Genomic DNA, 22,376 nt, shown 5'->3' on the forward strand with positions numbered 1-22,376 from the left:
CGGAGTCACAGGATGTCCCAGGAAGTCATACGCGGCATAGCGCTGCCCCCGCCCGCACAGCCGGGCGATCCCTTGTCCCGCGTCGATACGCCCAGCCTGGCGCTGGACCTGGCGCCGTTCGAGGCCAACCTGCGCGCGATGCAGGCCTGGGCCGACCGCCATGATGTAGCCCTGCGCCCGCACGCCAAGGCGCACAAGTGCCCGGAAATCGCGCTGCGCCAGCTCGCCCTGGGCGCGCGCGGCATCTGCTGCCAGAAGGTCAGCGAAGCCCTGCCCTTCGTGGCGGCCGGCATCCGCGACATCCACATCAGCAACGAAGTCGTCGGCCCGGCCAAGCTGGCGCTGCTGGGGCAGCTGGCGCGCGTCGCCAAGATGAGCGTGTGCGTGGACAACGCGCAGAACCTGGCGCAGGTGTCGCAGGCCATGACCCAGGCCGGCGCACAGATCGACATTCTGGTCGAGGTGGACGTGGGCCAGGGCCGTTGCGGCGTGTCGGACGACGCCCTGGTGCTGGCGCTGGCGCAGCAGGCGCGCGACCTGCCGGGCGTGAACTTCGCGGGCCTGCAGGCCTATCACGGTTCCGTCCAGCACTACCGCACGCGCGAAGAGCGCGCCCAGGTGTGCCGCCAGGCGGCGCGCATCGCCGCGTCCCATGCGCAGCTGCTGCGCGAAAGCGGCATCGCGTGCGACACGATCACGGGCGGCGGCACGGGCAGCGCCGAATTCGACGCGGCCAGCGGCGTCTACACCGAATTGCAGGCAGGCTCGTACGCGTTCATGGACGGCGACTACGGCGCGAACGAATGGGATGGCCCGCTATCGTTCCAGAACAGCCTGTTTGTCCTGGCCACGGTCATGAGCGCGCCCGCGTCCGACCGCGTGATCCTGGACGCCGGGCTGAAGTCCACCACGGCGGAATGCGGCCCGCCCGCCATCTACGACGCGCAGGGGCTGACCTACATCGCCATCAACGACGAGCACGGCGTTGTGCGCGTGGAGCCGGGGGCGCAGGCGCCCGCGCTGGGATCGGTGCTGCGGCTGGTGCCTTCGCACGTGGACCCCACCTTCAACCTGCATGACGGGCTGGTGGTGGTGCGCGACGGCGTCGTAGAAGATATCTGGGAAATCGCGGCGCGCGGTTTTTCGCGCTGATCCGCGCCGCCGGCCCGGGCACGTTCAGGACGAAAAAGGCCAGCGGGGCGCAGCCCCGCCAGCCTCGAATCCAGGTGTACAGCGCCTACTTGGCCTGGTTCTGGATCTTTTCCCCACCACGTTCGATGTCTTTGCCGGCACCTTCCATCGTGTTGCAACCGGCGGTCACGGCGGCAATCGCCAGCATCAGCGCAAGCCAAATTCGATGGGTCATTTTTTTCTCCTTCGGGCGTTCATTGGACATAGCGGGGTCCTGCCTGACGGCAGCCGCGCCTACTTGTCCAGCAAGTCGCGTGCCTGATCCTTGGCTTCGCCCACATTGCGCTGCACTTTGCCCACTGTCTTTTCCGCCTTGCCTTCGGCCTCCGTCCTGGGGTTGCCGGTCACTTTGCCGGCGGTTTCCTTGATCGCGCCCTTGACTTCCTTGGCGGCGCCCTTGATTCGGTCCTTGTCCATGTCATCGCTCCTTGCGCTTCCGGTTGGGTGAAACCGCGCCGGGAGGATCCATCGGCCCAATGTCCCGGCTACGGACGAAACCACTATAGGAACCGCAGCCTGCGCGCGAAAGAAGCGCACGCACCGGACCGCATGGTGCTTTTTTACCGATGGCCTTAAGGCCCGGATTGGGGGCGGCTCAGGCCGCCAGGTTGGTCATCCCCAGGAATTGCCGAAGTTCGGGCGTGGCGGGCGTTGTGAAAAGCTCTTCCGGCGGCCCGATCTCATGCACCCTGCCCTGGTGCATGAACACCACGCGGTCGCAGACTTCGCGCGCGAAGCGCATTTCGTGCGTGACCATCAGCAGGGTCATGCCGTCGGCCGCCAGTTCGCGCACCACGGCCAGCACTTCGTTGACCAGTTCCGGATCCAGTGCCGAGGTAATTTCGTCGCACAGCAGCGCCAGCGGCTGCATCGCCAGGGCGCGCGCGATCGCCACGCGCTGCTGCTGGCCGCCGGACAGTTCTTCCGGCCAGGCGTCGAACTTGTGGGCCAGCCCCACCCGGGTCAGCATCACGCGCGCCATGTCGGCCGCCTCGCGTTCGGGCATGCGCTTGGCCACCATCGGCGACAGCATCACGTTGCGTCCCACGGTCAGGTGCGGGAACAGATTGAACTGCTGAAAGATCATTCCGACCTTCAGCCGCAGCGCGCGCAGCCGCAGCTCGTCGTCGCCCAGCTGCGCATCGGCCACCATGATCGCGCCGCCGTCGATCTGCTCCAGGCCGTTGATGCACCGCAATAGCGTGCTCTTGCCCGAGCCGCTCTTGCCGATGATGGCAATTACCTCGCCGGGATCGACGCGTAAGGTCACCCCTTTGAGGACTTCGTTGTCGCCGAATTTCTTGCGTACGTCTTCAAGGGCGATGAGGGGCATGCAACTTCCTTTCCAGCCTGAGGCTGAGGCGCGACAGGGGCCAGCACAGCGCGAAGTAGATCAGCGCGGCGCAGGCATAGACGGTGAAGGGACTGAAGGTGGCGTTGGTGATCACCGTGGCCGCCTTCGACAATTCCGTGAAGCCGATGATCGAGGTCAGCGCAGTGCTCTTGACGATCTGCACCGCAAAGCCCACGGTGGGCGCGACCGCGATGCGCAGCGCCTGCGGCAGCACGACGTAGCGCATCTGCTGCACGTATCCCAGCGCCAGGCTGGCCGACGCTTCCCATTGTCCCTTCGGCACGGCTTCCACGCAGCCGCGCCAGATCTCCGCCAGGAACGCGCCCGACCACAACGTCAGCGCCGCGCCCGCCGCCAACCACGGCGGCACCTCCACGCCGATCAGCGACAGGCCGAAGAACGCCAGGAACAGTTGCATGAGCAGCGGCGTTCCCTGGAACAGTTCGATATAGGCCCAGCTTGCGCGGCGCAGCGCCGCCACGCGCGACGTGCGCATCATCAGGGTCAGCAGGCCCATCAGCGCGCCGCCCGCGAAGGCCGCAAGCGAGAGCACGATGGTCCAGCGCGCCGCCAGCAGCAGATTGCGCACGATGTCCCAGGTCGAGAATTCAATCATCTTGCCGCCTTGCGGAACAGGCGCCTGCCGGCCATGCGCAAGAGCTGGCGCAGCAGCACGGCCAGCGCCAGATAGATGCCGGTGGTCACGAAATAGACTTCGAACGCGCGGAAGTTGCGCGACTGGATGAAGTTGGCGGCGAAGGTCAGGTCTTCCGCCGCGATCTGCGAGCACACCGCCGACCCCAGCATCACGATGACGATCTGCGACGACAGCGCGGGCCAGATGCGCATGAGCGCCGGCTTCAGCACCACGTGCCGGAAGACCTGCAGGCGCGACATGGCCAGGCTGGCGCCGGCCTCGTACTGGCCCTTGGGCGTGGCGTCGATACCTGCGCGGATGATCTCGGCGCTGTAGGCGCCCAGGTTCAACGCCATCGCCAGGCAGGCGGCCTGCATTTCGCCAAGCTGGATGCCCAGCGACGGCAGGCCGAAGAACACGAAGAAGAGCTGGATCAGGAAGGGGGTGTTGCGGATCAGCTCTACATAGGCCGTGACCGGCGCGCGCAGCCAGGCCGGGCCCTGCGTGCGCGCCCAGGCGCAGGCGATGCCCAGCGCCACGCCCGCCACGGCGCCGAACGCGATCAGTTCGATGGTGACGCCGATGCCCTTGAGCAGCACCGGCGTGTACTCGAACACCGAGGCGAAATCGTACTGGTAAGCCATGACGGCCGGCCCGGGCTTACAGGTCCTTGGGCAATTCCGCGCCCAGCCATTTCTGCGAGATCGCCGACAGCGAGCCGTCGCGCTTGGCCGCGGCCAGGATGTCGTTGACGCGGGCGCGCAGCTTGGGCTCGTCCTTGTTCATGCCGATGTAGCAGGGCGAATTCTTGATCAGGAACTTCGTCTCGGGTTTCTTGGCCGGATTGCGCGCCAGGATGGCGGCGGCGACCACGTTGCCCGTGGCGATCAGCGGCACCTGGCCCGACAGGAAGGCGGTGATGGTGCCGTTGTTGTCCTCGTAGCGCTTGAGCGTGGCGGATTCGGGCGCGATCTTGGACAGCTCGATGTCTTCCACCGCGCCGCGCGTCACGCCGATGGTCTTGCCGGCCAGGTCGGCGGCGGTCGCCACCTTCAGGTCGGCCGGACCGAACACGCCGTTGAAGAACGGCGCATAGGCGTCAGAGAAATCAATGGCCTTCTCGCGCTCGGCGTTCTTGCCCAGACTGGAGATCACCAGGTCCACCTTCTTGGTCTGCAGGTAGGGCACGCGGTTGGCGCTGGTGACGGGCACCAGTTCCAGCTTCACGCCCAGCTGCTTGGCGATGAGCTGGGCGGTGTCGATGTCGTAGCCCAGCGGCTTCATATCGGCGCCCACGGACCCGAACGGCGGAAAGTCCTGCGGCACGGCGATCTTGATGGTGCCCGCCTTGACGATATCGTCCAGCGCGTCGGCATGCGAAAGCGGCGCGGCCAGGATGCTGGCGGCGGCGCAAAGGGACAGCAACAGGGTTCTGCGTTTCATAAGGAACTCTCCAGGGCCCGCACTGCCCGGCCGGGTCAATGCGTTGCACACCAAGTCGGTATACAAAGAGAGGCAACGCAAGTTCCATGCCATGTGCAAGCGCCCGGGCGGCATCGCCGGACCGTCCAGGCTGCGCCCTTTCTTGGTGCGGCGCATGCGCCGCAATCGGGCGCGACCGGCACCGGATTGGACCCGGCCGCCCTGTTCAGGCGTCTACGCAGGAAGCCATCAAGCCCTCAAACCACTCCTGGAAGACTGCCAGCCGCCGCGAACGCTGGCGGCGGTGTGGGTAAAGCAGCGACACCGGCATGGACGCGGCGCGCGCGGCGGGCATCACTTCCACCAGTTCGCCAGCGTCCAGCAGGTGCTGTACGTCGAAGCGGGGAATCTGGATCAGGCCCAGTCCTGCCAGGCAGCAGGCGATATAGCTTTCGGCATTGTTCACGACCACCCTGCTGCGCAGCTGGAGCTGCTGCGCGCCGCCATCATCGGCCAGGAACTCCCAGGGCAGCTCCCGCCCCGTCCTGGGGGACGCATAGCCCACGGCCCAGTGCCCGCCGGCCAGGTCCCCGGGCTGCAACGGCTCTCCGTGTTCGCGCAGATAGGCCGGGCTGGCGCAGTTGATCAAGGAAATGCTGCCCAGCGGCCGCACCACCAGGCTGCTGTCGTGCAGCGCGCCGATGCGCACCGCGCAGTCCACGCCCTCCTGCACCAGGTCGATGGCGCGGTCGGTGGAACTCAGCATCACCTGCAGGCGCGGATGGCGGCGCAGCAGGCCGGGCAACTGCGGCGCGACCAGCCGGCGCGCCACGCGGCTGGGCACGTCGATGCTGAGCCGGCCGGACACCTGGCGCTCGCTGGCCTGGAACAACTGGTCAATGTCTTCCACCTCGGCCAGCAGGGGGCGCACGCGTTCCAGCAGTTGCTCCCCGTCGGCCGTCAGCCGCACCTGCCGCGTCGTCCGGTGCAGCAGCCGCACGCCAAGTTGGGACTCAAGCTGCTGAATGGCGGCGGACACCGACGCGCGCGGCGCATCCAGGGCATTGGCCGCCTTGATGAAGCTGCCCATTTCCGCCACCTGTGCGAACACGCGGTACTGGTCGAATCGGTCCATGTGCGGCCTGTCGAAATGGAAAATGGAAACGCGCGCCGTCACATTGCCCGGGCGCGCGCAAGGCACCAAAAGCATAGCCGCAATCAAATGGGCCGATGGGTTTCGACCCGCCCGCGTCAGGAGGCGCGCCAGATCGCCAGGCAGGCAAGCGCCGCCGGAACCAGGAACACGATGACCAGGATCGGCAGTTCCTCGCGCACGCTGTATCCGGCGTGGCTGACGCCCACCCACATATTGATCCCAGACACCACCAGCCAGACGGGAATGAACGCCTTGGCCGCGAGCGCCAGGGCGGCCGCGTCCGTGCCCCATAGCTTGCCGAATAGCAGGAATACGCCCAACAGCACCACGCCGCCCGCGATCACCATTGCCACATGCATGTCCGTCCCCTTGGTCTGACGCCGCCCCGGGCGGGCCGGCGCTTACTTGGTCGTGTAGCCGCCGTTGATAAGAATGGTCTGCCCCGTGATCCACCAGCCGTCGCTGACCAGATGGCGGATAAAGGGCACGACGTCCTCGATATCGGTCAGCCCGGTCTTGCTGAACGGCGACAGCGCCGCCGCCGTCTTGTGATACGCCACCGCATCCGCGCCTTCAGCCGGATAGAAGAAAGGCGTATCCATCGGACCGGGCCCCACCGCCGTCACCGAAATCCCGCGCGCCCCGAATTCCTTGGCCGCCGCCCGCGTGTAATGCTCCACCGGCGCCTTGGTGCCGGCATAGGCGGCATAGAACGGCGTGAAAGCGCCCAGCAGCGAGGTCACCAGCGTGCACACCTTGCCGTTGTCGTTCACGTGCCGGCCCGCTTCGCGCAGGAAGAAGAACGCCGTCTTGGAATTTACCGCCGTCATCTCGTCGTACTCGTCTTCGCTGATCTCGGTGAAGGGCTTCTTCAGCACCTTGCCCACCGTATTGATCGCGATATCCGGCCGGCCCAGCGCCGCCACGGCGTCGGCAAACAGCTTCTCCATCGCCGAGGCCGTCGTCAGATCCCCCTGCAGCGCGACCGCCTTGGCGCCCGCGGCCTCGATCGCCGCCACCGTCGCGTCCGCATCGGCCTTGGACGCGGCGCTGTTGTAGTGAATGGCGACCGCGCGGGCGCCCTGCTCCGCCAGGTCGCGCGCAATCAGCCCGCCCAGGTTTTTGGCCCCGCCCGCGATGATCGCGACCTTGCCCTTGATCGAATGGTCCGCCATGGAAAATCTCCCGCATGTGTCGATGGAGATACGAGCTTAGGCAAGCGCACCCGCGCGATAAACCACTGCAGCCTGGATGAATAATCCAGAAAATCCACCCAATCGCAGCCGACGCGGCGGCCAGCATCCAGCAACCGCCAACAAAAAAGCCGCCCCTTTTCAGGGACGGCTTGCCGGGGCAGCAGCGGGTGGTGCTCAGTCCACCTGCGCGCCGGATTGCTTGACGGCCTTGCCCCACTTGTCGACTTCGCCGGCAATGAACGTGCCGGTGGCTTCAGGCGTGAGCGGCATCGGTTCCGCCCCGCGGTCGCGGAAGAACTTCTGCATCTCCGGCGTATTCAACACCTGCCCGATCTGCTTGCTCAGTGCGCCGGTAATCTCGGCGGGCGTGTCCTTGGGTGCCAGCACCGCTGCCCAGCCGATGGCCTCGAAGCCGGGGTAGCCCGATTCCGCCACCGTCGGCACATTGGGCAGTTGCGGCAGCCGCTTGGCCGTCGTCACCGCCAGCGCCACCGCCTTCTTGCTCTGCACGTGCGGCAGGCCCGCCGTCACCGAATCCACCATCAGCGGCACCTGGTGGCCCAGGAAATCCGCCTGGGCGGGGCCGCTGCCCTTGTACGGGATGTGGCGGATGTCGATATTGGCCGCCGCCTTGAACATCTCGGCCGACAAGTGCTGCGTGCCGCCGATGCCGGCGCTGGCGTAGGCCAGTTCGCCCGGATTGGCGCGCGCCTGCGTCACCAGCTGCTGCAGCGACGTAATGCCCGAGGCCGGCGTGGCCAGGAACATCAGCGGCACCGAGAACACGCCCGACACCGGCGCAAAATCCTTGGTCAGGCTGTAATTGATGTTCTTGTACAGCGTCTGGTTCACCGCCGCGGCGCTGCCGGCGATGACCAGCGTATAGCCGTCGGGCGCGGCGCGCGTAGCCTGCTCCATGCCGATATTGCTGCCGGCGCCAGCGCGGTTCTCCACCACGATGGGTTGCTTGACCGCCGTGCCCAGCTTTTCAGCCAGCGCGCGGGCGAAGATATCTGTGGCCTGCCCGGGCGGGAACGGCACGATCAGGCGGATGGGACGGTCGGGAAACTCGGCGTGGGCCGGGGCGCCGGCCGCAGCCAGCGCCAGGCCGGCGGCAAGACTGGAAAGAATACGTTTCATGATTGGTCAGTAAAAAGCGATGGCGATGCCGCGCCGGGGGGCGCGCAGCCTGCATAAAATAGAGCGCCCGCGCTGGCAGCCCTTGTGAGGCCGGCCCGGGGCAGATCGGGGGGGTAGCGTCACGATAGCATCCCCCCGTCGGTGCTACATTTGCCTTTTCGCGCTTCCCCCGGGGAAGCTCCCCGAAGTTTCCTTCACCACCCTGTCCTTACATCCCGCAGGAACCGCCATGGAATTCAGCCAGTTCAACGTCGACACCCTCATGGAGATCACCTCCCGCCCGGACCTCGTGTTCGTCAGCGGCAAGGGATCCTGGCTGGAGGATCACGCGGGCAAGCGATACCTGGACTTCGTGCAGGGCTGGGCAGTCAACACCCTGGGCCACTCCGCGCCCGAAATGCAGCGCGCGCTGGTCGAACAGTCGCAAAAGCTGATGAACCCGTCGCCGGCGTTCTACAACATCCCCTCCATCGAGCTGGCCCAGCGCCTGACCGGCGCGTCCGACTTCGACCGCGTCTTCTTCGCCAACAGCGGCGGCGAAGCCAACGAAGGCGCCATCAAGCTCGCCCGCAAATGGGGCCAGGTCAAAAAGAACGGCGCCTACAAAATCATCACCATGAACCACGGCTTCCACGGCCGCACCCTGGCCACCATGTCCGCATCGGGCAAGCCGGGCTGGGACAAGATGTTCGCCCCGCAGGTCGAAGGCTTCCCCAAGGCCGAACTGAACGACCTGGAATCCGTGCGCAAGCTGATCGACGACAAGACCGTCGCCATCATGCTCGAACCCGTCCAGGGCGAAGGCGGCGTGCTGCCCGCCACCAAGGAATTCATGCAAGGCCTGCGCAAGCTGGCCGATGAAAACCAGCTGCTGCTGATCGTCGACGAAGTCCAGACCGGCATGGGCCGCACCGGCAAGATGTTCGCCTACCAGCATTCCGACGTCATCCCCGACATCATGACCCTGGCCAAGGGCATCGGCGGCGGCGTGCCGCTGGCGGCCCTCTTGGCCCGCCAGGAAGTCTGCGTGTTCCAACACGGCGACCAGGGCGGCACCTACAACGGCAACCCCCTGACCACCGCCGTCGGCGTCGCGGTCTTCGATGCGCTGGTCGCGCCGGGCTTCATGGACGCAGTCAACGCTCGCGCCAAGCAACTGTCCGAAGGCCTGCTGGCCCTGTCGGCCAAGTACGGCATGAAGGGCGAACGCGGCATGGGTCTGCTGCGCGCGCTGATCATGGACCGCGATGACGGCCCCGCCATCGTCGAAGCCGCCCGCAACCTGGCTCCCCAAGGCCTGCTGCTGAACGCGCCGCGTCCCAATCTGCTGCGCTTCATGCCCGCGCTGAACGTGACGGCTGAGGAAGTGGACACGATGCTCAAGCAGCTGGATGGGCTGATTGCGCAGGTGCGTAAGGCTTGATGGGGTTTAGAAGGTAGTGAATGCAGGGGCCGCGATATGCGGCCCTTGTTTTTTTTGGTCGGGCGGTTCGCGGTTCGGATCGTTATTGCGGCCGTGGCTTGGGACACGTTAAGGGAATCGAATGGACGCGAAGGAATTTGTCGGCAACTGGAACGCGCTGCGGGGTGAGCTGTTGGAGACATTCATGACGGCGGATGGCGGAAGCGCGGTCGCGGCCAAGGTACGGGGGCTGGGGTTGTCGGCGGCGCAGCTTGAGGGTGTGCGTGGGGTGCTGGATCTGGCGCTGCGGGACACGATGTATTCGCTGCTGCTGGGGTTGGATGGGGCGGCGAGTATTGGAGATAGCCAAGAGCAGTTCACCATCGCGGGTGAGGATGGGGTGGTGATTGAGGATATTGAGTCGGAGGCTTGGGAGTGTTTCCATGGGGACTCGGGCGTTTGCGGTTGATACGCGCGCCACGGGTCTGGGCTTTTCGGTCGCGGTTACGGGAGTTTGAAGATGTCCAAGTCGCCTGCTGATGACGTGGTGTCGATCTATCGGGAGCACGCCGACGCGTTTGTGCGGCTGCGTGGGACGGGGCTGATCGAGCGCGCGTGGTTGGATGCGTTTCTGGCGTTGCTGCCGGGGGCGAGTCCGCGGGTGCTGGATATTGGGTGCGGGTTTGGGGTGCCGATTGCTCAGTATCTGATTGAGTGTGGGTGCCAGATCACGGGGGTGGATACGTCGGTGCCGTTACTGAATCGGGCGAAGGCGGCGTTTCCTGAGCATCAGTGGATTGCTGCGGATATGCGGAGGATGGTGGTCGCGGGGCCGTTTGATGGGTTGATCGCTTGGCATAGCTTCTTTCATTTGTCGCCTGTGGATCAGCGGGGGATGTTTGGGGAGTTTGGGCGGCTGGCTGAGCCGGGGGCGGTGTTGATGTTTACGAGCGGGCCGGGGTTGGGTGAGGCGATTGGGGAGTTTGAAGGGAGGGCGCTGTATCACGGGAGTTTGGAGGGGGAGGAGTATCGGGAGTTGTTGAGGGTGAAGGGGTTTGAGGTGGTGCGGCATGTGGTGGAGGATGCCGGGTGTGGGGGGGCGACGGTGTGGTTGGCGAAGCAGGCTGGGAATAAGGCGTGACTTGCCCGCAATGTAGCGAGGTCTGAATCGGGATCAAGCAGGGTCGCGCATAAACGGACGAATTGAGCGGGCAGCGCAGTTACGTCGTCTGATATTGGGCCTACAGAACCCATCAATGAAAGGGGGCTCGCCACAATGAGCGGCTCATTGCCGCTGCCCTGAGCCAGGGCGTGTTTCGCAGGAAGTCCATCGCGAGCACTCAGCAGGTCCGGGCATGGTGGCCAACCTCAACGCAGTTGCTATTTATACGTAACTTACGTACATTGATGAAAGCCCTGTTCATAGAATTGCGCGCGTTCTCGCGTTCTCGCGCTATCGGGCCGAGTATCTGGATGACGACGCCTTTCTTGACCTGCAACACGCGATGATGAAGCACCCCGCAGCGGGTGACGTCATTGAGGGCACAGGGGGACTGCGCAAGCTGCGCCACGGTGATCCCCGCCGCGGCAAAGGTAAGCGCGGCGGTCTGAGAGTCATCTACTACTGGTGGGACGGCGGATCGCAGTTTTGGCTGTTCACTCTGTTCGACAAGGACGAGATGAAGGATCTGTCCGCCAGAGCTAAACAGGCGCTCAAGGGGATGCTCGAACACGAAAGGACGATTAGGCTATGAAGAAGCGAGACTTGTACTCGGAGATCGCGGAAGGGTTTGAGGCGCTAGCGGAGGCGCGGGAAGGCAAGCGGACCCTGCGCACGCATAAGATTGAACTCAAGCCTGCTCCGGAAGTGACTGCAGAAGATTTGTTGGCGTTGCGTGAACGGTTGAAGTTGTCGAGGCAAGTGTTTGCGCACTATCTTCGTACCAATCCTCGGACCGTCGAGAATTGGGAACAAGGCCGGGCAAAGCCGAACGCGCAGGCGGCGCTTCTGATTCGCCTAGTCGAGAAGTTTCCGGATACGGTGAAGCGTCTCGCGGAGGTTTAGCGCGCGGAGAACCGCCACGGTCGTAAAAGTCGTTCTAAAGGTGTCAAGGCCGTGTTGTCTAGCGCCAGCATTCGCCCCGGAGTTGCCGCGGACGGTATTAAGAAGCAAGCACCTAACTTGCGACATGTGCTGCAAGAAGTTGTTCGCCCAATAAAAGACTTAGTCCGCAAGCTCCCGATCCAGTGACGCGTTGATAGATTGTTTAACCCCTAGGTCGATGGCGGCCATTCGAAGCAACGCGGCTTCTGGCTGCAGGCGCTCGACATCGGGAAAACGTGCTTCCAGCGGACTAGGTCCTACACAGACTAACGGATGCTCGTACTCTGCGAACTGGTGAGCAGTAGCATCAACGATGAAGCCATCAATGTCCACCCAGAAGTGCCATTCGTTGCTCGCTCTCTTGTATGCCATGACCACCGCAACGGTAGAACGGCTGTACTTTTTTTGCATGGCAATTGCTAGAAAAGCCGAAACTACCTCGCACGAACCCCGAGGGAATCTATGAACGAAAGGAACGCTGTTGACCTGTTCTGGGCGGCAGAAAAAAGCTCCAGCCCTAATTGCATCGCTTTGCAATGAAGTAAGTGTTGGGCTTAATTGGGGCCTAATGTTAGATATGATGGAGTTGGACATCTACGCCTCCCTCTGGTCGAGCTTCGGTCTTTTCAATAATCGTGATCAAAATCTCCTCAATGGTCATTAGCGACCTCTTCCCGCTTAGTGAGCAAACGAGCCGATTCTGTTAATTTCATAACCACATTATCTTCAAATTCTGGTGGATACTTTTTCACGCCGGTAGAGAACAGTATTTGAAAGTTCCGCGAGTTCGGATTTTCAAGCAACTCTATCTGTCTGAGCATTTTAATAAGACGCTCAAAGTCGATTCCGGCCGTCTCTGGAGTATCGACCAACAGCAAGCGCGGAAATGGTATTTCGGACAATAGGCTCAATTGCAGCAGCGCCAAATAATACAAGAACCGCTTTGGAACTTTCGCGCTGTGTTCTCTGTATTCGCCGCTGTTGATTAAAGGAAGATATGTTTGTGAGTCGATGCACGCATGCCTACACTCGGCCACAACGGAGGTCATTGAATCATTGTAGACGCGGTCGAACGCTTCAATTTGATTATGAAGCTCGGTGGCGGACTCACCGTCGAGTCGGGCAACCTCTGCTTTGGCCAAGTCGAATGCCGTCTTCTTATTGTTGTACCGTTTCAAAAGCTCGGCGAGCTTCGCTTCTAAACGATAAGCCTCTGTAGCCTTGGCGAGGCGATCGCGGGCATCTAGGAGCTTCGCGTCTAACTCCTCTATCGCGTGTTCGACGCTCGCTGGCGACGCGTTCGCCTCTTGAACGCGAATACGGTGAAGTTGAAGCCGATCTTGTACCTCTGCGCGCTCCAAATTCCAACGAGCCGAATCTTCCCTGACGCCTGCGATGGCAAGTCGTAACGTCTCAAGGCTCTTGGATTTCGTCTTGAGGATATCTAGATATTCTGCGGGGCTATAGAAGAATCTTTGAAAATCCAACTCTTCGACCGTGTTGCCGCATACGCAGTGCCCTGGCGTCCGCGCGACGTCATTCAGGCAATATGGGCAGGTGTCACTCGAGAATAAGTTCAATTGCCCATGTGCGTAAATGACTTTGTTTATGCGCTCAATATCGGCTTGAAGGGAACGTTCAACGTCAATCAACCGACTCGCTTCCCGAACTAATTTTTCCCTCTCTTCATCCAATTCATGCTTCCGAACCTCCAGCGCTCGGATATTTGTTAAGTCGGCCGCGAGCGTTTGCTGGGCTTCAGCGGTGCCCAGTTCGCCACGTGCGAAGCCTTTCCGAGTAGCCAGAAGCGCCTCGATTTGCGCTTCTAATTCTCGTATTCGTTCGGCCAGAGCTTTGGTGTTGGCGATATCTGTAATACCGCTCGCCTTCAATAGCTGTTCGACGATGTTTTGATACTCTTGGTGAACGGATCTAGCCGTAGCTGCGTCCCGCTCGGCTATTTTTTGGCGGCCGATCGCATTATATAAGTCGAGTAAGGTTTTCCCGACCAATATCTGAAAAATTGCCCTTCGAATCTCGAGCGAGTCAGAAATATAATTGCCTACCTCGGCAGGCTTGTAAATGCCGTTCGGATCTGGGCTTTGGTTGTGATAAATCAATCTCGCCAAATCTGAGAAATTTAACTTGAACTGCTTGCCAGCTTGAAAAATATCGACAACAGGGATATTCAAGCGATCAAGCAGCCAATCAGAGAATGTCTTGACGTCTTCCCGTCGTTGGATGGGAAGCGTAACCGACTCAAATGTTGTGGCAACGTCATCTACCGCTGTAGATGCCTTCACCACCGTAATGCTGTTGTCACGAAAACGTCTGTTTAGCGTGAACAACTCGCCATCAATCTCGATGACGAGGCGCACCATGTTATTTGAGTCTCCGATTATTTCTTTATGCGTCTCGGGCGAGCTAGGATTAAATTCATCAACCCTTCCGCCCAAGCCATAGTAGATCAAATTAAAAAACGTCGATTTGCCAGTCCCGTTCGGGCCTTCAATGATAGAAAGACCATTTTCGAAAGTGGGAGACTCGAAATAGTATTGATCGCCGGTGTAGACAACCTTCCTTATGGCTAGGCTGCCCATACGTGAACTCCTCTATCCATATATAGACGCTCCACGAGGGTGTCGAAATTAAGTGCTGATATGCGCGGGACTATTCGTTTTAGGTCGGCCGCATTAGCGCGTTCTTCGATAAAATTTTCGGACTTCAAGAAGCCCTGCGGCAAAGACGCAACTTCGAGGGTGACATCCAACACTTCCGCCGTGTCAGTGCGCTCGACAGACACAAAACCTCTTCGCTTCAATGAAAAAATTATTTTGAAGACCTCTCTCTTATGCAGTTCCGCGTTAGTGAAACTTGAAAATAGTAATTCTCGATCCACGGGATTCGCTGGACGCATATTTTGCGTTCGGTCCAAAATATCAATTAACCGGCGATCATTCAGAAGCTGGATAAGGTACACGATTTTGCGATGGTCCTTTATTCGCTTGAGCGAGCCCCCGAGCAAATCCAGTGTCAAAAGGACGGAATACGCAATGAAATAAAAATCTTCCCCTGAGATGAAATATAGGGGGCGTTTGTTTCTAATTTCCATCGGGCACCTCATCAAGCGCTAAGAAACAATCGTCGAATAGCGTGAGTACCGCTCCCTTGATCGAATGGTTGTCCCTTTGCTTGTATCTATATGTCGTTCGCAGGCTCGTGACATGCTGCTCGGCCACGCTTGTCAAGTGGTCAATTGCATCGAGGACCTGACGTTCGGTCATAACCTGGGTGGCCGGCATCCCCAACAATTCTGCTTCACACACATCGAGTATTCGCCGTAGTAGGCCCTTCATTTCTCGTTGGCCTTCTTGTTCAACAGTGCGTGCGAGACCGCAGATCCGGGCTAACACTTTCAACTTCGATAGGCTGAAGGTGGGGCAGACGGACAAGATCTTCTCTTGCAGATTTCTGAAATCGTTCGCCGCAAGCTCGTCCCACTCCGCTACCGCCGGATCTTCCACGCGAAAGTCAGCACCGGACCCGAGAAGAATCTCGCTAAATATATTTCTGAGTGTGTCGGTATTCAGGATGCGATCAGAAGGTACAGGCTTTCCGGACCTCTTTTCCAACTCATTTAACAGGCTGGACAGTAAAAAACTTTCAAGATTGGCATGTCGGTGGGTGAAGTAACGGGACGTTCTAATAGCATCAAGAGCTGATTGCTCCAAATCTTCGTTTGACTCTTCCGAGATGGACCAATCTATGCCTTCAAGGAATTTTCGAAATTCCTCGTTCGTCATCCCTTCTAACAATGCAAGAAAGCCAGTGCTCTTTTTGTTCTTGTATTGAGCAACATATTCTTCAGTGGTCAGGGATCGCGCAATTGCGAGTTCCTCTGAGGACAAGCACTTTCCTTCGACGAGGTGCTTGAGAATCTCGTAGAAGGATTGTCTGCAAGTTATGTTGAGCACTTTGCGAATTTCTACTGAGATACGCTCTTGCGCGATCGTGGCGGACGCATACACCCCGAGCTTTAGATCGCTTGTTCTACCAAAAGAGAAATAAAGGTCAAGGAAGGCCACGATCGTGTTTTTGATTGCCGATGAATTAAAACTTAGGCTTGAGCCGTAATACTTGTTTTCTTCACCGCTAATCTTTGCACCGCTGCTGCCATCTATTAGAACGGAGTCCTCTAGCAATTCCATCGCGCAATGTACCAACCCATCTTTGTTGGCATCTATGCGCTGAAGAAATCGTATGGCAGCCCTGAGTTTCTGGAACCTAAACCCCTTCGTCTTGTCGCCCGCCTCCCGACAAATGACACTAGGGGCATCTACGCCACTGCTCACTGTCATCTCCGCTCCTTAGCCACACGTTCATTTCGAGTTGTTACCGGAAATGTAGCACCTGTGGGTTCTCAACAAAAGTCACGCGCTCTAGACACCGGCAATGAAGACTTTTGGCAGTTCACCGCGTCCGCCTTGCCTGTCCGCGCAGTTTGGTCGCCGCGAAGCTGGTGTCGTCCGGAGGTCATCGTGGCAGCGCGCTACCGAAATTTCTTGCCACACACGCGTGTGACCGTTCCGCTCGATCAGTCTCTATCGTCGCGTCAGTGTCCAACCTAGTTAGAAAGAACGACGCGCCCTTGGCATCGCAGTAAGCGGCGCGCTGAAAGTACTAGAGCAGACAGAAGCGAGATGTTTTGCTTACAATCCCACAGCGCATCAGATCAATTGGTCGCTGTCAGCCAAGATCCAATAGCCCTTTCATCTGTAGATTTTGAAGTTTGTCTAAAGGACTGTGGACGGGTTGGGCCAAGAGGTTCGACTAGTTCAATGTATCTAGGCGATCACCCCCCAGCGGCTTGTCGTCTATCTTTAGATTGCCTTCTCTTTGGAGACTCATGCATGTCGGCGATAATTCCAAGCCCAAATGAGCCGGTGCTGCCGGCACTACCTGCCACAGTTTTACCCGCAATCGCGGCACTTACTGCTTCGCTGGGTATCCCTAGAACTGTGCTGGCGAGTGACGAAGAGATTGCGTACGCATGGAGGGATTTGCCGCGAGAGCTTCGCGAGATCCCCGCAGACCTTCGCGATGCGCTAATTGCTCGGATGTGCGTTGCGGTTAGTACGGGATTGTTTGACGGCGCGATCAACTACGCTTGGAACGCTGCAATTATTCAGCTTAGGAACAAAGTCAAGAACTTTGGCTTGCCAATAGTTGCGCAGATCCTGCAAGCTGATTTTGAAGAGAAGCACTTGCTTGAGCTGCAAGACAGCCGGCTATTGGATCTCTGCCTTAAGCTAAATCTAATTACCGAAGACGGGTTCTTTTTTCTCGATCAGTGCCGAGACATCAGAAACAACTATTCTGCTGCTCATCCGACGATTGGTTCGGTAAACGACAGAGAGTTTGTCACCTTCCTAAATAGATGTGTGCGTTATGCGCTTGCTGACACATCTTCACCGCGTGGGGTGGATATTGGTGCATTTATCTCGGCTCTTAAAGGCGCAAGATTCACATCTAACCAGTTCGACGTCTGGGTCCAGCGTCTTAATGACACACATGACGCCCAGAGGCAACTTCTTGTGGGCATGGTTCACGGCATTTACTGCGATCCAAATGCTTCCGAGCCATCACGGCTCAACTCTCTTGACATCTGCGAGAGCCTGAAGACCGCATTCAACGCAGCAACGCGTTCGGATCTGGTAATTAAGCACAGTGAATATGCAGCGAAAGGCGACGAGCAACGCCACACTGCGTCACTTCAGTTTTTCGAGAAACTTGGACTACTTTCGCTCCTCAACGAGTCGGAGCAACATGCTGTTTTCTATCGCGCCACGGAACGCCTGTGGAACGCTCACAACGGTATGAACAACTTCTATAACGAGCCTGCCTTCGCAGAGCGGCTTTACGAAATCTCACAACAGGGGGCGGTTCCGGAGACAGTACAGGAGCACTTCGTCCAAACCATTTGCTGCGCCTACGTTGGTAATGGCTATGGCGTTTCGTGGGCTGCCGCAGCAACATACGAGAAGCTTATCCAATCGTTCTCTCCTAGGGAGATTGCCACGATGATTAGGTTGGCGGCGTCGAGTCACACTGTTCTTGGGCGCCGGGTCGCCAGCCTTGCATCATGTCGGCAGCGGTTCAAGCAAGCTCTTCAGCTCATTGATGCTGCTAGCGTGCCGAGTGGTGTCAAAGCATGGTACGACCATCTCATGGCTTGAGTAGGCTACAAATTCAGTCAAGCCGACGCAGCCTCGCGGCACTGCTCTACTCAATCGTCAGATTTCGAGGCTTTTCTCAAGAAGACTGCTGACCGCGTTAGACCGGAAGCAAAAGTAGGCTGACGACCGCCCCAATTCTCAGTCGCCAATTTATCCCTCCCTTTTCACCTAGGATCGCTCCACACCGTATACTCCCCCGACTACCGCCACCAACGGTAGCCCGGTGTGGAAGCCGGTAAATTCGTCGGTGTTGACCTCCCAGTCAGCACGCCTTCGCACGTCCAATGGGCGGGCTTTGGCAGGGGTGCGCTAGTCGCACGCCGGTTCCGACGATCCGGTCTTCCAACCTTGTCCTGTGCCCGCCCGCCTCATTTGGAAGTGGGGCAGCGGGATTTCCACATCGTCGGAGGAAGTCCATGCAATCCCATCCCCTCACCGATAACCCCTGGGCCGTCGACACCAACCCCGAACACGGCCTGGTTCCCCTCTCCCACCTCTACAACATCGACCGCGCTCGCTATGCGATCGCGTCGATCGCACGCCTTGTCGGCAACAGCGCCTCCGAACCTGACGCCACCGGCACGCAGCCGCTGGACGCATGGACGGTGGCCGCGTTGATGGGCGGCGTGGAAGGCCTGTGTGAGCACATGGGCGTCATGACCGAGGCCATGCTGGAAACGGCACGAGCCTGCGCGCAAGATGCCGATTGCGCCGATCCCACGCACGACGCGCCCGCGTCGATTCAATAAGCGCAAAAAGGGCTCGGCCCCGCCGCGATGTGCTACCGGCTGGCTGCAGTGTTGTTTCACGGTTGGATACGGCGGGATGGCGTGCTGGAAGCGATGACGTGGGAGCATCCGGTGTAATCGCGCCGATGCAAGAAATCGGCCACGCGCGGGCATCATGTTGGCCCGCGCAATCCAGATGCGATGGCCTCAGTTCGGCTTCCAGTTCACGCCGTCGGAGGTACGGTGCCTGGGCGTTCCCACGCAGCACCCGCCCGCGCCCAACGCCTGCCGCCCGATGAATGCCGTCACGCCACCCTTCTCTGCCGTAAGCGATTGGCTCAAGCATGAGGTGGGCAGCGGGTAGAGATCGCCTTCCAGCACCAATGACCAGCTGACGTTCCCGCCACCGGCATCGTCAACCCGATACACCTTGCAATTGTGGGCGAGCAGGTGAATGGGTTTGCCCGCTAGCACGCCTTTGAATTGATGTTCGGGCGGCGCGTCGCGGGTGGCGATGGTTTCGGCGGTGAGCTTGGATCCGGGCGGTGGCGGCGGCAGTGAGGGTTCGCAGCCCGCGAGCACGCTGGCTGCGCACAGCGTGAGGGTTGTGCGGATTACGGTGGGCGTCATGAGCAAGCGGCCCTGTCAGGCGACGTTGGCAAAACGCTTTTCAAGGTACGCAATGATGTCGTTGGATTCATACATCCAGCGCGTGCCGCCCGCTTCTTCGATGCGCAAACACGGCACTTTCACTTTGCCGCCACCCGTCTGCAACGCGGCGCGCGCCTCGGGGTCGCCCTTGGCGTCCTTCAACGCGATAGGCACGTTGAGCCGATGCATGGCGCGGCGTGTCTTCACGCAAAATGGGCAGGCCTGAAACTGATACAGCGAGAGCGAAGCCGCGTCGGCGTTGACGGCGGCCTGGCCTTGCGGCGAGCGCTTCTGCGGACGCGGACGGGTTAGTGCGTCGCCCAGGACAATGATTTGACCCAGGCCGACACGCAGGGCTTTGACGAGCATGAATGTGGACTCGGAATGTTGAAAGAGGCTGCCAGTCTACTCTGTGCGGCGGCGCTTGCGCCCGCGGGGCGCGGTCAGGACGCGGATGGGGATTGGCGCAGTCCATGAACGATCGCTGCGATATCATGCCCAGGCGCCCTCGCCCCACGCACGCTCAGCGGGATGGCAGGCGCCGCTTTGCCCAACATCTGAACTCATAAAGGAACGAAGACCGATGACGCTGTCTCGCCGCGTGCTTGCCCTTGTATGCGTGTCTGCCCTGTCCGCCCCGGTTGCTGCCTGGGCACAGTCGACAAACGATGGAAAGCTGGACGCGGAAGCGGCAGCCATGCGAGAGCGGCATCTTGCGAACACCGACAAGCTGTTTGATGAAGCCCGCAAGGACATGGCGCTGGTGGTGATCCCGACCGTCAATTTCGATGCCGGGCCGCCGCGCAATTTCGACGACGCGGCCACGCGGGACCAATTCACCCGGCAGAGCAGCACGCTGTTGCATTGGCAGCATAAGACCGAGAAGGGATACGCGATGACGGTCGGGCAAGGCAAGCACAAGTTTGACTTCTCCGATACGGGTCCGCTGTTCCAGACGACGCGCGGCGCGTTGGCGTATCAGGTGCTTCCGGTGTGGCCTGGAGAGTACCGGCTTAATCGGATTACCTACCACCAGCCGCGGACGGAGCTGCCGGATTCGACGGCGCGCGCGAAGTCGATGGATTATCAGAAGGATCTCGGCATGGCGACGCTGACCGAGACGGCGGATATCGACTTCAAGAAGGAAGGGCCGTGGACGCCGCTTTCACCCAGCGAGGATGGGCTGGGTTCAGGCTGCGAGGTTACGTTGCGTTTCGGGGAAGGCTGCAACGAGGCTGCCCGCGAGTATCGCTGGGTGGAGGGGGCCAGGCGCGCATTCCACAATCGAGAGGCAGAGATGTTGCCGGTTGCCGGCGTTGACACGGAACTGCTCTTTACGCCCTTGGCCACGATTACGCTGAAGGCGGGCGACGTGGTGCTGATGGACGGGTTCAAGTTGCCGGATGACCAGCCCGCCATCGCCAAGGATTCGTGCGGGGTGTTGGCCCGGGAATGGGTGTGTACGGTGGATTCGATGACCCTGGAGCGCCTGCCTGCCAGCCTTGAGGATTTTCGGAAGGCGGCTACTGCCGGCAGTTTCCAATTGCCCAAGCTGGACGCCGCGCTGCGGGATCTGGTTTATGTGGAACCCAAGTACTACTTCGAACCGGCGGCTGGGGCGCCGAATCGGTTTGATATGAAGAAGTAAGGGCCTAACGCAAGGAAGCTGCCGGGTGATTGGGGCCGGTGGTTCTTGCTGCAGCTTCTGCACCTGAGACTGCGCGCGTTCTGCCGCAGATTCACGCATCAAATCCGAAGTAGTCATTTCGGCGAAGAGACTCGCCGCGCTTCTCTTCGTCTGATCTTCGCCTCCGCAAAGGGGACGGCCGGATCAACGTCATCACAATATTGGCCCGCGGGGAGGTAGTGCTCCTGATGGTGTACGCCAAAGCCAAGTTCGACAACGTGCCCGCCTCGTTCCTAGCCAAACTCAAGGAGTGCTTTGATGGCCAAGAAACCTGATCCCGAGATGGCCGAATTTGAGGCAGCTTTGCTGCGTAGCGCGAAGCAGGCTGCAAAAGGCCAATACGCCCGTGTGCACAAGCCTGAGGAGATTGTGCGTCGCCGTGGCCGGCCCCTGGGCAGCACTGCCGCAACCCGGAAGTCCGCAACAACCATTCGTCTTGATGAGGAGATCCTGTCTGCTTTCAAGGCCACAGGACAGGGTTGGCAGACGCGCATCAACAATGCGCTGAGGGACTGGTTGAAGACGCATCGCTTGACGTGAGAAGGGAGCAAACGACGGCCCACTTCATGCGCTGTCGGCCAGCCTTAGCGTGTTGACCAACAGGCTATACAGGCTGTCCACCGCTTTCGATCCCCGCGACCCCTTGCTTCGATAGACGGCTACCTGCATGGGTTCCAGCGGGCCCAGCCCATGCTGGCTGCCCAGTATCTGCAAGTGTGGCGGGACGCTGCATTGCGTCAGGACGGCGACCGCCAGGCCGCTTTCGACTGCGGCGATCTGTCCGGCGAGGCTTGAGCTGTTGTAGACCAGCCTGTGTTTGCGCCCTTGCAGCGCCAGCGCGTTGAGGGCGCTGCGGCGCGCCAGGCTGGATTCCTCGTACATGGCGATGGGCAAGGGATCGCGGCGCCATAGCGCAAACTCTTCTGATCCGATCCACACCATGGGCTCATGGAACAGCAAGGTGCCGCGGCGGGCGTGGTCGCGCGACACCAGGGCCAGGTCCAGGTCGCCTGACGCCACGCGCGGGATGAGCGAGGTCGACTGTTCGCAGCTCAGGACGATCTCCACGCCGCTGTGGCGCGGCGCGAAGCGCTTGAGCACCGGCGTCAGGTATTTCGCGGCGTAGTCGTCGGGTACGCCCAGGCGCACCACGCCGCGCAGTTCCTCGCCGCTCAGCGCGATGTGGGCCTCGGCCTGCAGGTCCAGGATGCGGCGGGCGTAGCCCAGCAGTTTTTGCCCTTCGGTGGTGAGTTCCAGCGTGCGGGTGTCGCGTTCGACCAGCCGGTGGCCCAGCGCGGCTTCGAGTTTCTTGAGCTGCATGCTGACGGCCGATTGGGACCGGTGCACTTCGCCCGCCGCGCGCGACAGGGATCCCGCGTCGATCACGGCAACGAATGATCGCAACCAGTCCATCTGGAGATCGCGCGTCGAAAAGCTCATGATGTTTCGATTTTCGAATGGAAGATAGAAGA

Annotated in this window: 27 protein-coding genes; 10 read left to right on the forward strand and 17 right to left on the reverse strand. The window is 60.4% G+C overall.

Features of this window, described 5'->3' with window-relative positions:
* Nucleotides 1–12: 12 nt before the first annotated feature.
* The gene (locus KYC_RS00500; protein ID WP_008157644.1) at nucleotides 13–1,152 is read left to right on the forward strand and encodes a DSD1 family PLP-dependent enzyme; all 1,140 of its coding nucleotides are present in this window, start codon (nucleotides 13–15) and stop codon (nucleotides 1,150–1,152) included.
* Between the two features lie 85 nt (nucleotides 1,153–1,237).
* Here the strand turns inward: KYC_RS00500 and KYC_RS00505 are convergent, their stop codons facing one another.
* The 10 genes from KYC_RS00505 to KYC_RS00550 all read right to left on the reverse strand — a co-directional run bounded on the left by KYC_RS00505 (nucleotide 1,238) and on the right by KYC_RS00550 (nucleotide 8,096).
* Entirely contained in the window at nucleotides 1,238–1,366 is a 129-nt protein-coding gene (locus KYC_RS00505; protein ID WP_008157646.1) for an entericidin A/B family lipoprotein, read from the reverse strand.
* A gap of 59 nt (nucleotides 1,367–1,425) precedes the next feature.
* Nucleotides 1,426–1,608: a CsbD family protein gene (locus KYC_RS00510; protein WP_008157648.1), complete on the reverse strand. Its 183-nt coding sequence runs from the start codon at nucleotides 1,606–1,608 to the stop codon at nucleotides 1,426–1,428.
* 178 nt (nucleotides 1,609–1,786) lie between these two features.
* On the reverse strand, nucleotides 1,787–2,524 hold the full coding sequence (locus KYC_RS00515; RefSeq protein WP_008157649.1) for an amino acid ABC transporter ATP-binding protein: 738 nt from the start codon (nucleotides 2,522–2,524) through the stop codon (nucleotides 1,787–1,789).
* The gene (locus KYC_RS00520; protein ID WP_008157652.1) at nucleotides 2,505–3,161 is read right to left on the reverse strand and encodes an amino acid ABC transporter permease; all 657 of its coding nucleotides are present in this window, start codon (nucleotides 3,159–3,161) and stop codon (nucleotides 2,505–2,507) included. Before KYC_RS00520 ends, KYC_RS00515 begins: the two co-directional genes overlap by 20 nt.
* Nucleotides 3,158–3,826 (reverse strand): amino acid ABC transporter permease, encoded by a 669-nt coding sequence (locus tag KYC_RS00525; protein WP_008157654.1) that lies wholly within the window; start codon nucleotides 3,824–3,826, stop codon nucleotides 3,158–3,160. The genes KYC_RS00520 and KYC_RS00525 overlap by 4 nt, the downstream gene beginning before the upstream one ends.
* A 16-nt stretch (nucleotides 3,827–3,842) precedes the next feature.
* The gene (locus KYC_RS00530; protein ID WP_008157656.1) at nucleotides 3,843–4,625 is read right to left on the reverse strand and encodes a transporter substrate-binding domain-containing protein; all 783 of its coding nucleotides are present in this window, start codon (nucleotides 4,623–4,625) and stop codon (nucleotides 3,843–3,845) included.
* A 205-nt stretch (nucleotides 4,626–4,830) separates the two neighbouring features.
* A complete protein-coding gene (locus KYC_RS00535) occupies nucleotides 4,831–5,739 on the reverse strand; it encodes a LysR family transcriptional regulator (protein ID WP_008157657.1) in 909 nt (302 codons plus the stop codon).
* A 116-nt stretch (nucleotides 5,740–5,855) separates the two neighbouring features.
* Nucleotides 5,856–6,119 carry a hypothetical protein gene (locus KYC_RS00540; protein WP_043517152.1) on the reverse strand — a complete coding sequence of 88 codons (264 nt, stop codon included), beginning with the start codon at nucleotides 6,117–6,119 and terminating at the stop codon, nucleotides 5,856–5,858.
* Nucleotides 6,120–6,161: 42 nt separating this feature from the next.
* Nucleotides 6,162–6,935, reverse strand: a complete 774-nt coding sequence (locus KYC_RS00545; protein WP_008157661.1) for an SDR family oxidoreductase — start codon at nucleotides 6,933–6,935, stop codon at nucleotides 6,162–6,164.
* Between the two features lie 195 nt (nucleotides 6,936–7,130).
* The gene (locus KYC_RS00550) at nucleotides 7,131–8,096 is read right to left on the reverse strand and encodes a Bug family tripartite tricarboxylate transporter substrate binding protein (protein WP_008157664.1); all 966 of its coding nucleotides are present in this window, start codon (nucleotides 8,094–8,096) and stop codon (nucleotides 7,131–7,133) included.
* Nucleotides 8,097–8,325: 229 nt separating this feature from the next.
* On the opposite strand from KYC_RS00550, the gene KYC_RS00555 reads away from it, so the two are divergent.
* The 5 genes from KYC_RS00555 (at nucleotide 8,326) to KYC_RS00575 (ending at nucleotide 11,563) form a co-directional block, all read left to right on the forward strand.
* A complete protein-coding gene (locus KYC_RS00555; RefSeq protein ID WP_008157666.1) occupies nucleotides 8,326–9,519 on the forward strand; it encodes an acetylornithine transaminase in 1,194 nt (397 codons plus the stop codon).
* A 121-nt stretch (nucleotides 9,520–9,640) separates the two neighbouring features.
* Nucleotides 9,641–9,967: a hypothetical protein gene (locus tag KYC_RS00560; protein ID WP_008157667.1), complete on the forward strand. Its 327-nt coding sequence runs from the start codon at nucleotides 9,641–9,643 to the stop codon at nucleotides 9,965–9,967.
* Nucleotides 9,968–10,018: 51 nt separating this feature from the next.
* Nucleotides 10,019–10,639 (forward strand): class I SAM-dependent DNA methyltransferase, encoded by a 621-nt coding sequence (locus KYC_RS00565; protein WP_008157669.1) that lies wholly within the window; start codon nucleotides 10,019–10,021, stop codon nucleotides 10,637–10,639.
* Between the two features lie 364 nt (nucleotides 10,640–11,003).
* A complete protein-coding gene (locus KYC_RS00570) occupies nucleotides 11,004–11,252 on the forward strand; it encodes a type II toxin-antitoxin system RelE/ParE family toxin (RefSeq protein ID WP_008157670.1) in 249 nt (82 codons plus the stop codon).
* Nucleotides 11,249–11,563 (forward strand): helix-turn-helix domain-containing protein, encoded by a 315-nt coding sequence (locus tag KYC_RS00575; protein ID WP_008157672.1) that lies wholly within the window; start codon nucleotides 11,249–11,251, stop codon nucleotides 11,561–11,563. Before KYC_RS00570 ends, KYC_RS00575 begins: the two co-directional genes overlap by 4 nt.
* A 159-nt stretch (nucleotides 11,564–11,722) precedes the next feature.
* Here KYC_RS00575 and KYC_RS28350 read toward each other — a convergent pair whose 3' ends face one another.
* The 4 genes from KYC_RS28350 to KYC_RS00595 form a co-directional block, all read right to left on the reverse strand.
* Nucleotides 11,723–12,013, reverse strand: a complete 291-nt coding sequence (locus KYC_RS28350) for a hypothetical protein (RefSeq protein WP_008157675.1) — start codon at nucleotides 12,011–12,013, stop codon at nucleotides 11,723–11,725.
* Between the two features lie 239 nt (nucleotides 12,014–12,252).
* Nucleotides 12,253–14,202, reverse strand: coding sequence for an ATP-binding protein (locus KYC_RS00585; protein ID WP_008157677.1), 1,950 nt, complete (start codon nucleotides 14,200–14,202; stop codon nucleotides 12,253–12,255).
* On the reverse strand, nucleotides 14,190–14,714 hold the full coding sequence (locus KYC_RS00590) for a hypothetical protein (protein ID WP_043517154.1): 525 nt from the start codon (nucleotides 14,712–14,714) through the stop codon (nucleotides 14,190–14,192). Before KYC_RS00590 ends, KYC_RS00585 begins: the two co-directional genes overlap by 13 nt.
* Nucleotides 14,704–15,960 carry a hypothetical protein gene (locus tag KYC_RS00595; protein ID WP_008157679.1) on the reverse strand — a complete coding sequence of 419 codons (1,257 nt, stop codon included), beginning with the start codon at nucleotides 15,958–15,960 and terminating at the stop codon, nucleotides 14,704–14,706. Before KYC_RS00595 ends, KYC_RS00590 begins: the two co-directional genes overlap by 11 nt.
* A 552-nt stretch (nucleotides 15,961–16,512) precedes the next feature.
* Between KYC_RS00595 and KYC_RS00600 the strand changes: the two genes are divergently transcribed.
* Nucleotides 16,513–17,838 (forward strand): hypothetical protein, encoded by a 1,326-nt coding sequence (locus KYC_RS00600; RefSeq protein WP_043517155.1) that lies wholly within the window; start codon nucleotides 16,513–16,515, stop codon nucleotides 17,836–17,838.
* Nucleotides 17,839–18,254: 416 nt separating this feature from the next.
* Entirely contained in the window at nucleotides 18,255–18,587 is a 333-nt protein-coding gene (locus KYC_RS00605; RefSeq protein ID WP_008157682.1) for a hypothetical protein, read from the forward strand.
* 186 nt (nucleotides 18,588–18,773) lie between these two features.
* Here the strand turns inward: KYC_RS00605 and KYC_RS00610 are convergent, their stop codons facing one another.
* Together KYC_RS00610 and KYC_RS00615 are read right to left on the reverse strand one after the other, a co-directional pair.
* On the reverse strand, nucleotides 18,774–19,196 hold the full coding sequence (locus KYC_RS00610; protein WP_008157684.1) for a hypothetical protein: 423 nt from the start codon (nucleotides 19,194–19,196) through the stop codon (nucleotides 18,774–18,776).
* 15 nt (nucleotides 19,197–19,211) lie between these two features.
* Complete coding sequence (locus KYC_RS00615; RefSeq protein WP_008157685.1) at nucleotides 19,212–19,586, reverse strand: glutaredoxin family protein; 375 nt, start codon at nucleotides 19,584–19,586, stop codon at nucleotides 19,212–19,214.
* A gap of 214 nt (nucleotides 19,587–19,800) precedes the next feature.
* On the opposite strand from KYC_RS00615, the gene KYC_RS00620 reads away from it, so the two are divergent.
* Both KYC_RS00620 and KYC_RS00625 read left to right on the forward strand, forming a co-directional pair.
* Nucleotides 19,801–20,865, forward strand: a complete 1,065-nt coding sequence (locus tag KYC_RS00620; RefSeq protein ID WP_008157687.1) for a hypothetical protein — start codon at nucleotides 19,801–19,803, stop codon at nucleotides 20,863–20,865.
* A gap of 297 nt (nucleotides 20,866–21,162) precedes the next feature.
* A complete protein-coding gene (locus KYC_RS00625) occupies nucleotides 21,163–21,444 on the forward strand; it encodes a BrnA antitoxin family protein (RefSeq protein WP_008157690.1) in 282 nt (93 codons plus the stop codon).
* A 24-nt stretch (nucleotides 21,445–21,468) separates the two neighbouring features.
* Here KYC_RS00625 and KYC_RS00630 read toward each other — a convergent pair whose 3' ends face one another.
* Nucleotides 21,469–22,344, reverse strand: coding sequence for a LysR family transcriptional regulator (locus KYC_RS00630; protein ID WP_008157692.1), 876 nt, complete (start codon nucleotides 22,342–22,344; stop codon nucleotides 21,469–21,471).
* Nucleotides 22,345–22,376: the final 32 nt, after the last annotated feature.

Source organism: Achromobacter arsenitoxydans SY8, assembly GCF_000236785.1.
GTDB classification, from domain to species: domain Bacteria; phylum Pseudomonadota; class Gammaproteobacteria; order Burkholderiales; family Burkholderiaceae_B; genus Achromobacter; species Achromobacter arsenitoxydans.

Bases quoted from the DNA above. Each gene is read 5' to 3' on its own strand.
- KYC_RS00535 (WP_008157657.1), bottom strand. From the start codon at position 5,739: ATGGACCGATTCGACCAGTACCGCGTGTTCGCACAGGTGGCGGAAATG.
- KYC_RS00585 (WP_008157677.1), bottom strand. From the start codon at position 14,202: ATGGGCAGCCTAGCCATAAGGAAGGTTGTCTACACCGGCGATCAATAC.
- KYC_RS00500 (WP_008157644.1), top strand. From the start codon at position 13: ATGTCCCAGGAAGTCATACGCGGCATAGCGCTGCCCCCGCCCGCACAG.
- KYC_RS00515 (WP_008157649.1), bottom strand. From the start codon at position 2,524: ATGCCCCTCATCGCCCTTGAAGACGTACGCAAGAAATTCGGCGACAAC.
- KYC_RS00610 (WP_008157684.1), bottom strand. From the start codon at position 19,196: ATGACGCCCACCGTAATCCGCACAACCCTCACGCTGTGCGCAGCCAGC.
- KYC_RS00510 (WP_008157648.1), bottom strand. From the start codon at position 1,608: ATGGACAAGGACCGAATCAAGGGCGCCGCCAAGGAAGTCAAGGGCGCG.
- KYC_RS00545 (WP_008157661.1), bottom strand. From the start codon at position 6,935: ATGGCGGACCATTCGATCAAGGGCAAGGTCGCGATCATCGCGGGCGGG.
- KYC_RS00595 (WP_008157679.1), bottom strand. From the start codon at position 15,960: ATGACAGTGAGCAGTGGCGTAGATGCCCCTAGTGTCATTTGTCGGGAG.
- KYC_RS00625 (WP_008157690.1), top strand. From the start codon at position 21,163: ATGGCCAAGAAACCTGATCCCGAGATGGCCGAATTTGAGGCAGCTTTG.
- KYC_RS00620 (WP_008157687.1), top strand. From the start codon at position 19,801: ATGACGCTGTCTCGCCGCGTGCTTGCCCTTGTATGCGTGTCTGCCCTG.
- KYC_RS00630 (WP_008157692.1), bottom strand. From the start codon at position 22,344: ATGAGCTTTTCGACGCGCGATCTCCAGATGGACTGGTTGCGATCATTC.
- KYC_RS00520 (WP_008157652.1), bottom strand. From the start codon at position 3,161: ATGATTGAATTCTCGACCTGGGACATCGTGCGCAATCTGCTGCTGGCG.
- KYC_RS00530 (WP_008157656.1), bottom strand. From the start codon at position 4,625: ATGAAACGCAGAACCCTGTTGCTGTCCCTTTGCGCCGCCGCCAGCATC.
- KYC_RS00565 (WP_008157669.1), top strand. From the start codon at position 10,019: ATGTCCAAGTCGCCTGCTGATGACGTGGTGTCGATCTATCGGGAGCAC.
- KYC_RS00540 (WP_043517152.1), bottom strand. From the start codon at position 6,119: ATGCATGTGGCAATGGTGATCGCGGGCGGCGTGGTGCTGTTGGGCGTA.
- KYC_RS00600 (WP_043517155.1), top strand. From the start codon at position 16,513: ATGTCGGCGATAATTCCAAGCCCAAATGAGCCGGTGCTGCCGGCACTA.
- KYC_RS00505 (WP_008157646.1), bottom strand. From the start codon at position 1,366: ATGACCCATCGAATTTGGCTTGCGCTGATGCTGGCGATTGCCGCCGTG.
- KYC_RS00570 (WP_008157670.1), top strand. From the start codon at position 11,004: ATGATGAAGCACCCCGCAGCGGGTGACGTCATTGAGGGCACAGGGGGA.
- KYC_RS28350 (WP_008157675.1), bottom strand. From the start codon at position 12,013: ATGCAAAAAAAGTACAGCCGTTCTACCGTTGCGGTGGTCATGGCATAC.
- KYC_RS00615 (WP_008157685.1), bottom strand. From the start codon at position 19,586: ATGCTCGTCAAAGCCCTGCGTGTCGGCCTGGGTCAAATCATTGTCCTG.
- KYC_RS00555 (WP_008157666.1), top strand. From the start codon at position 8,326: ATGGAATTCAGCCAGTTCAACGTCGACACCCTCATGGAGATCACCTCC.
- KYC_RS00560 (WP_008157667.1), top strand. From the start codon at position 9,641: ATGGACGCGAAGGAATTTGTCGGCAACTGGAACGCGCTGCGGGGTGAG.
- KYC_RS00525 (WP_008157654.1), bottom strand. From the start codon at position 3,826: ATGGCTTACCAGTACGATTTCGCCTCGGTGTTCGAGTACACGCCGGTG.
- KYC_RS00590 (WP_043517154.1), bottom strand. From the start codon at position 14,714: ATGGAAATTAGAAACAAACGCCCCCTATATTTCATCTCAGGGGAAGAT.
- KYC_RS00605 (WP_008157682.1), top strand. From the start codon at position 18,255: ATGCAATCCCATCCCCTCACCGATAACCCCTGGGCCGTCGACACCAAC.
- KYC_RS00550 (WP_008157664.1), bottom strand. From the start codon at position 8,096: ATGAAACGTATTCTTTCCAGTCTTGCCGCCGGCCTGGCGCTGGCTGCG.
- KYC_RS00575 (WP_008157672.1), top strand. From the start codon at position 11,249: ATGAAGAAGCGAGACTTGTACTCGGAGATCGCGGAAGGGTTTGAGGCG.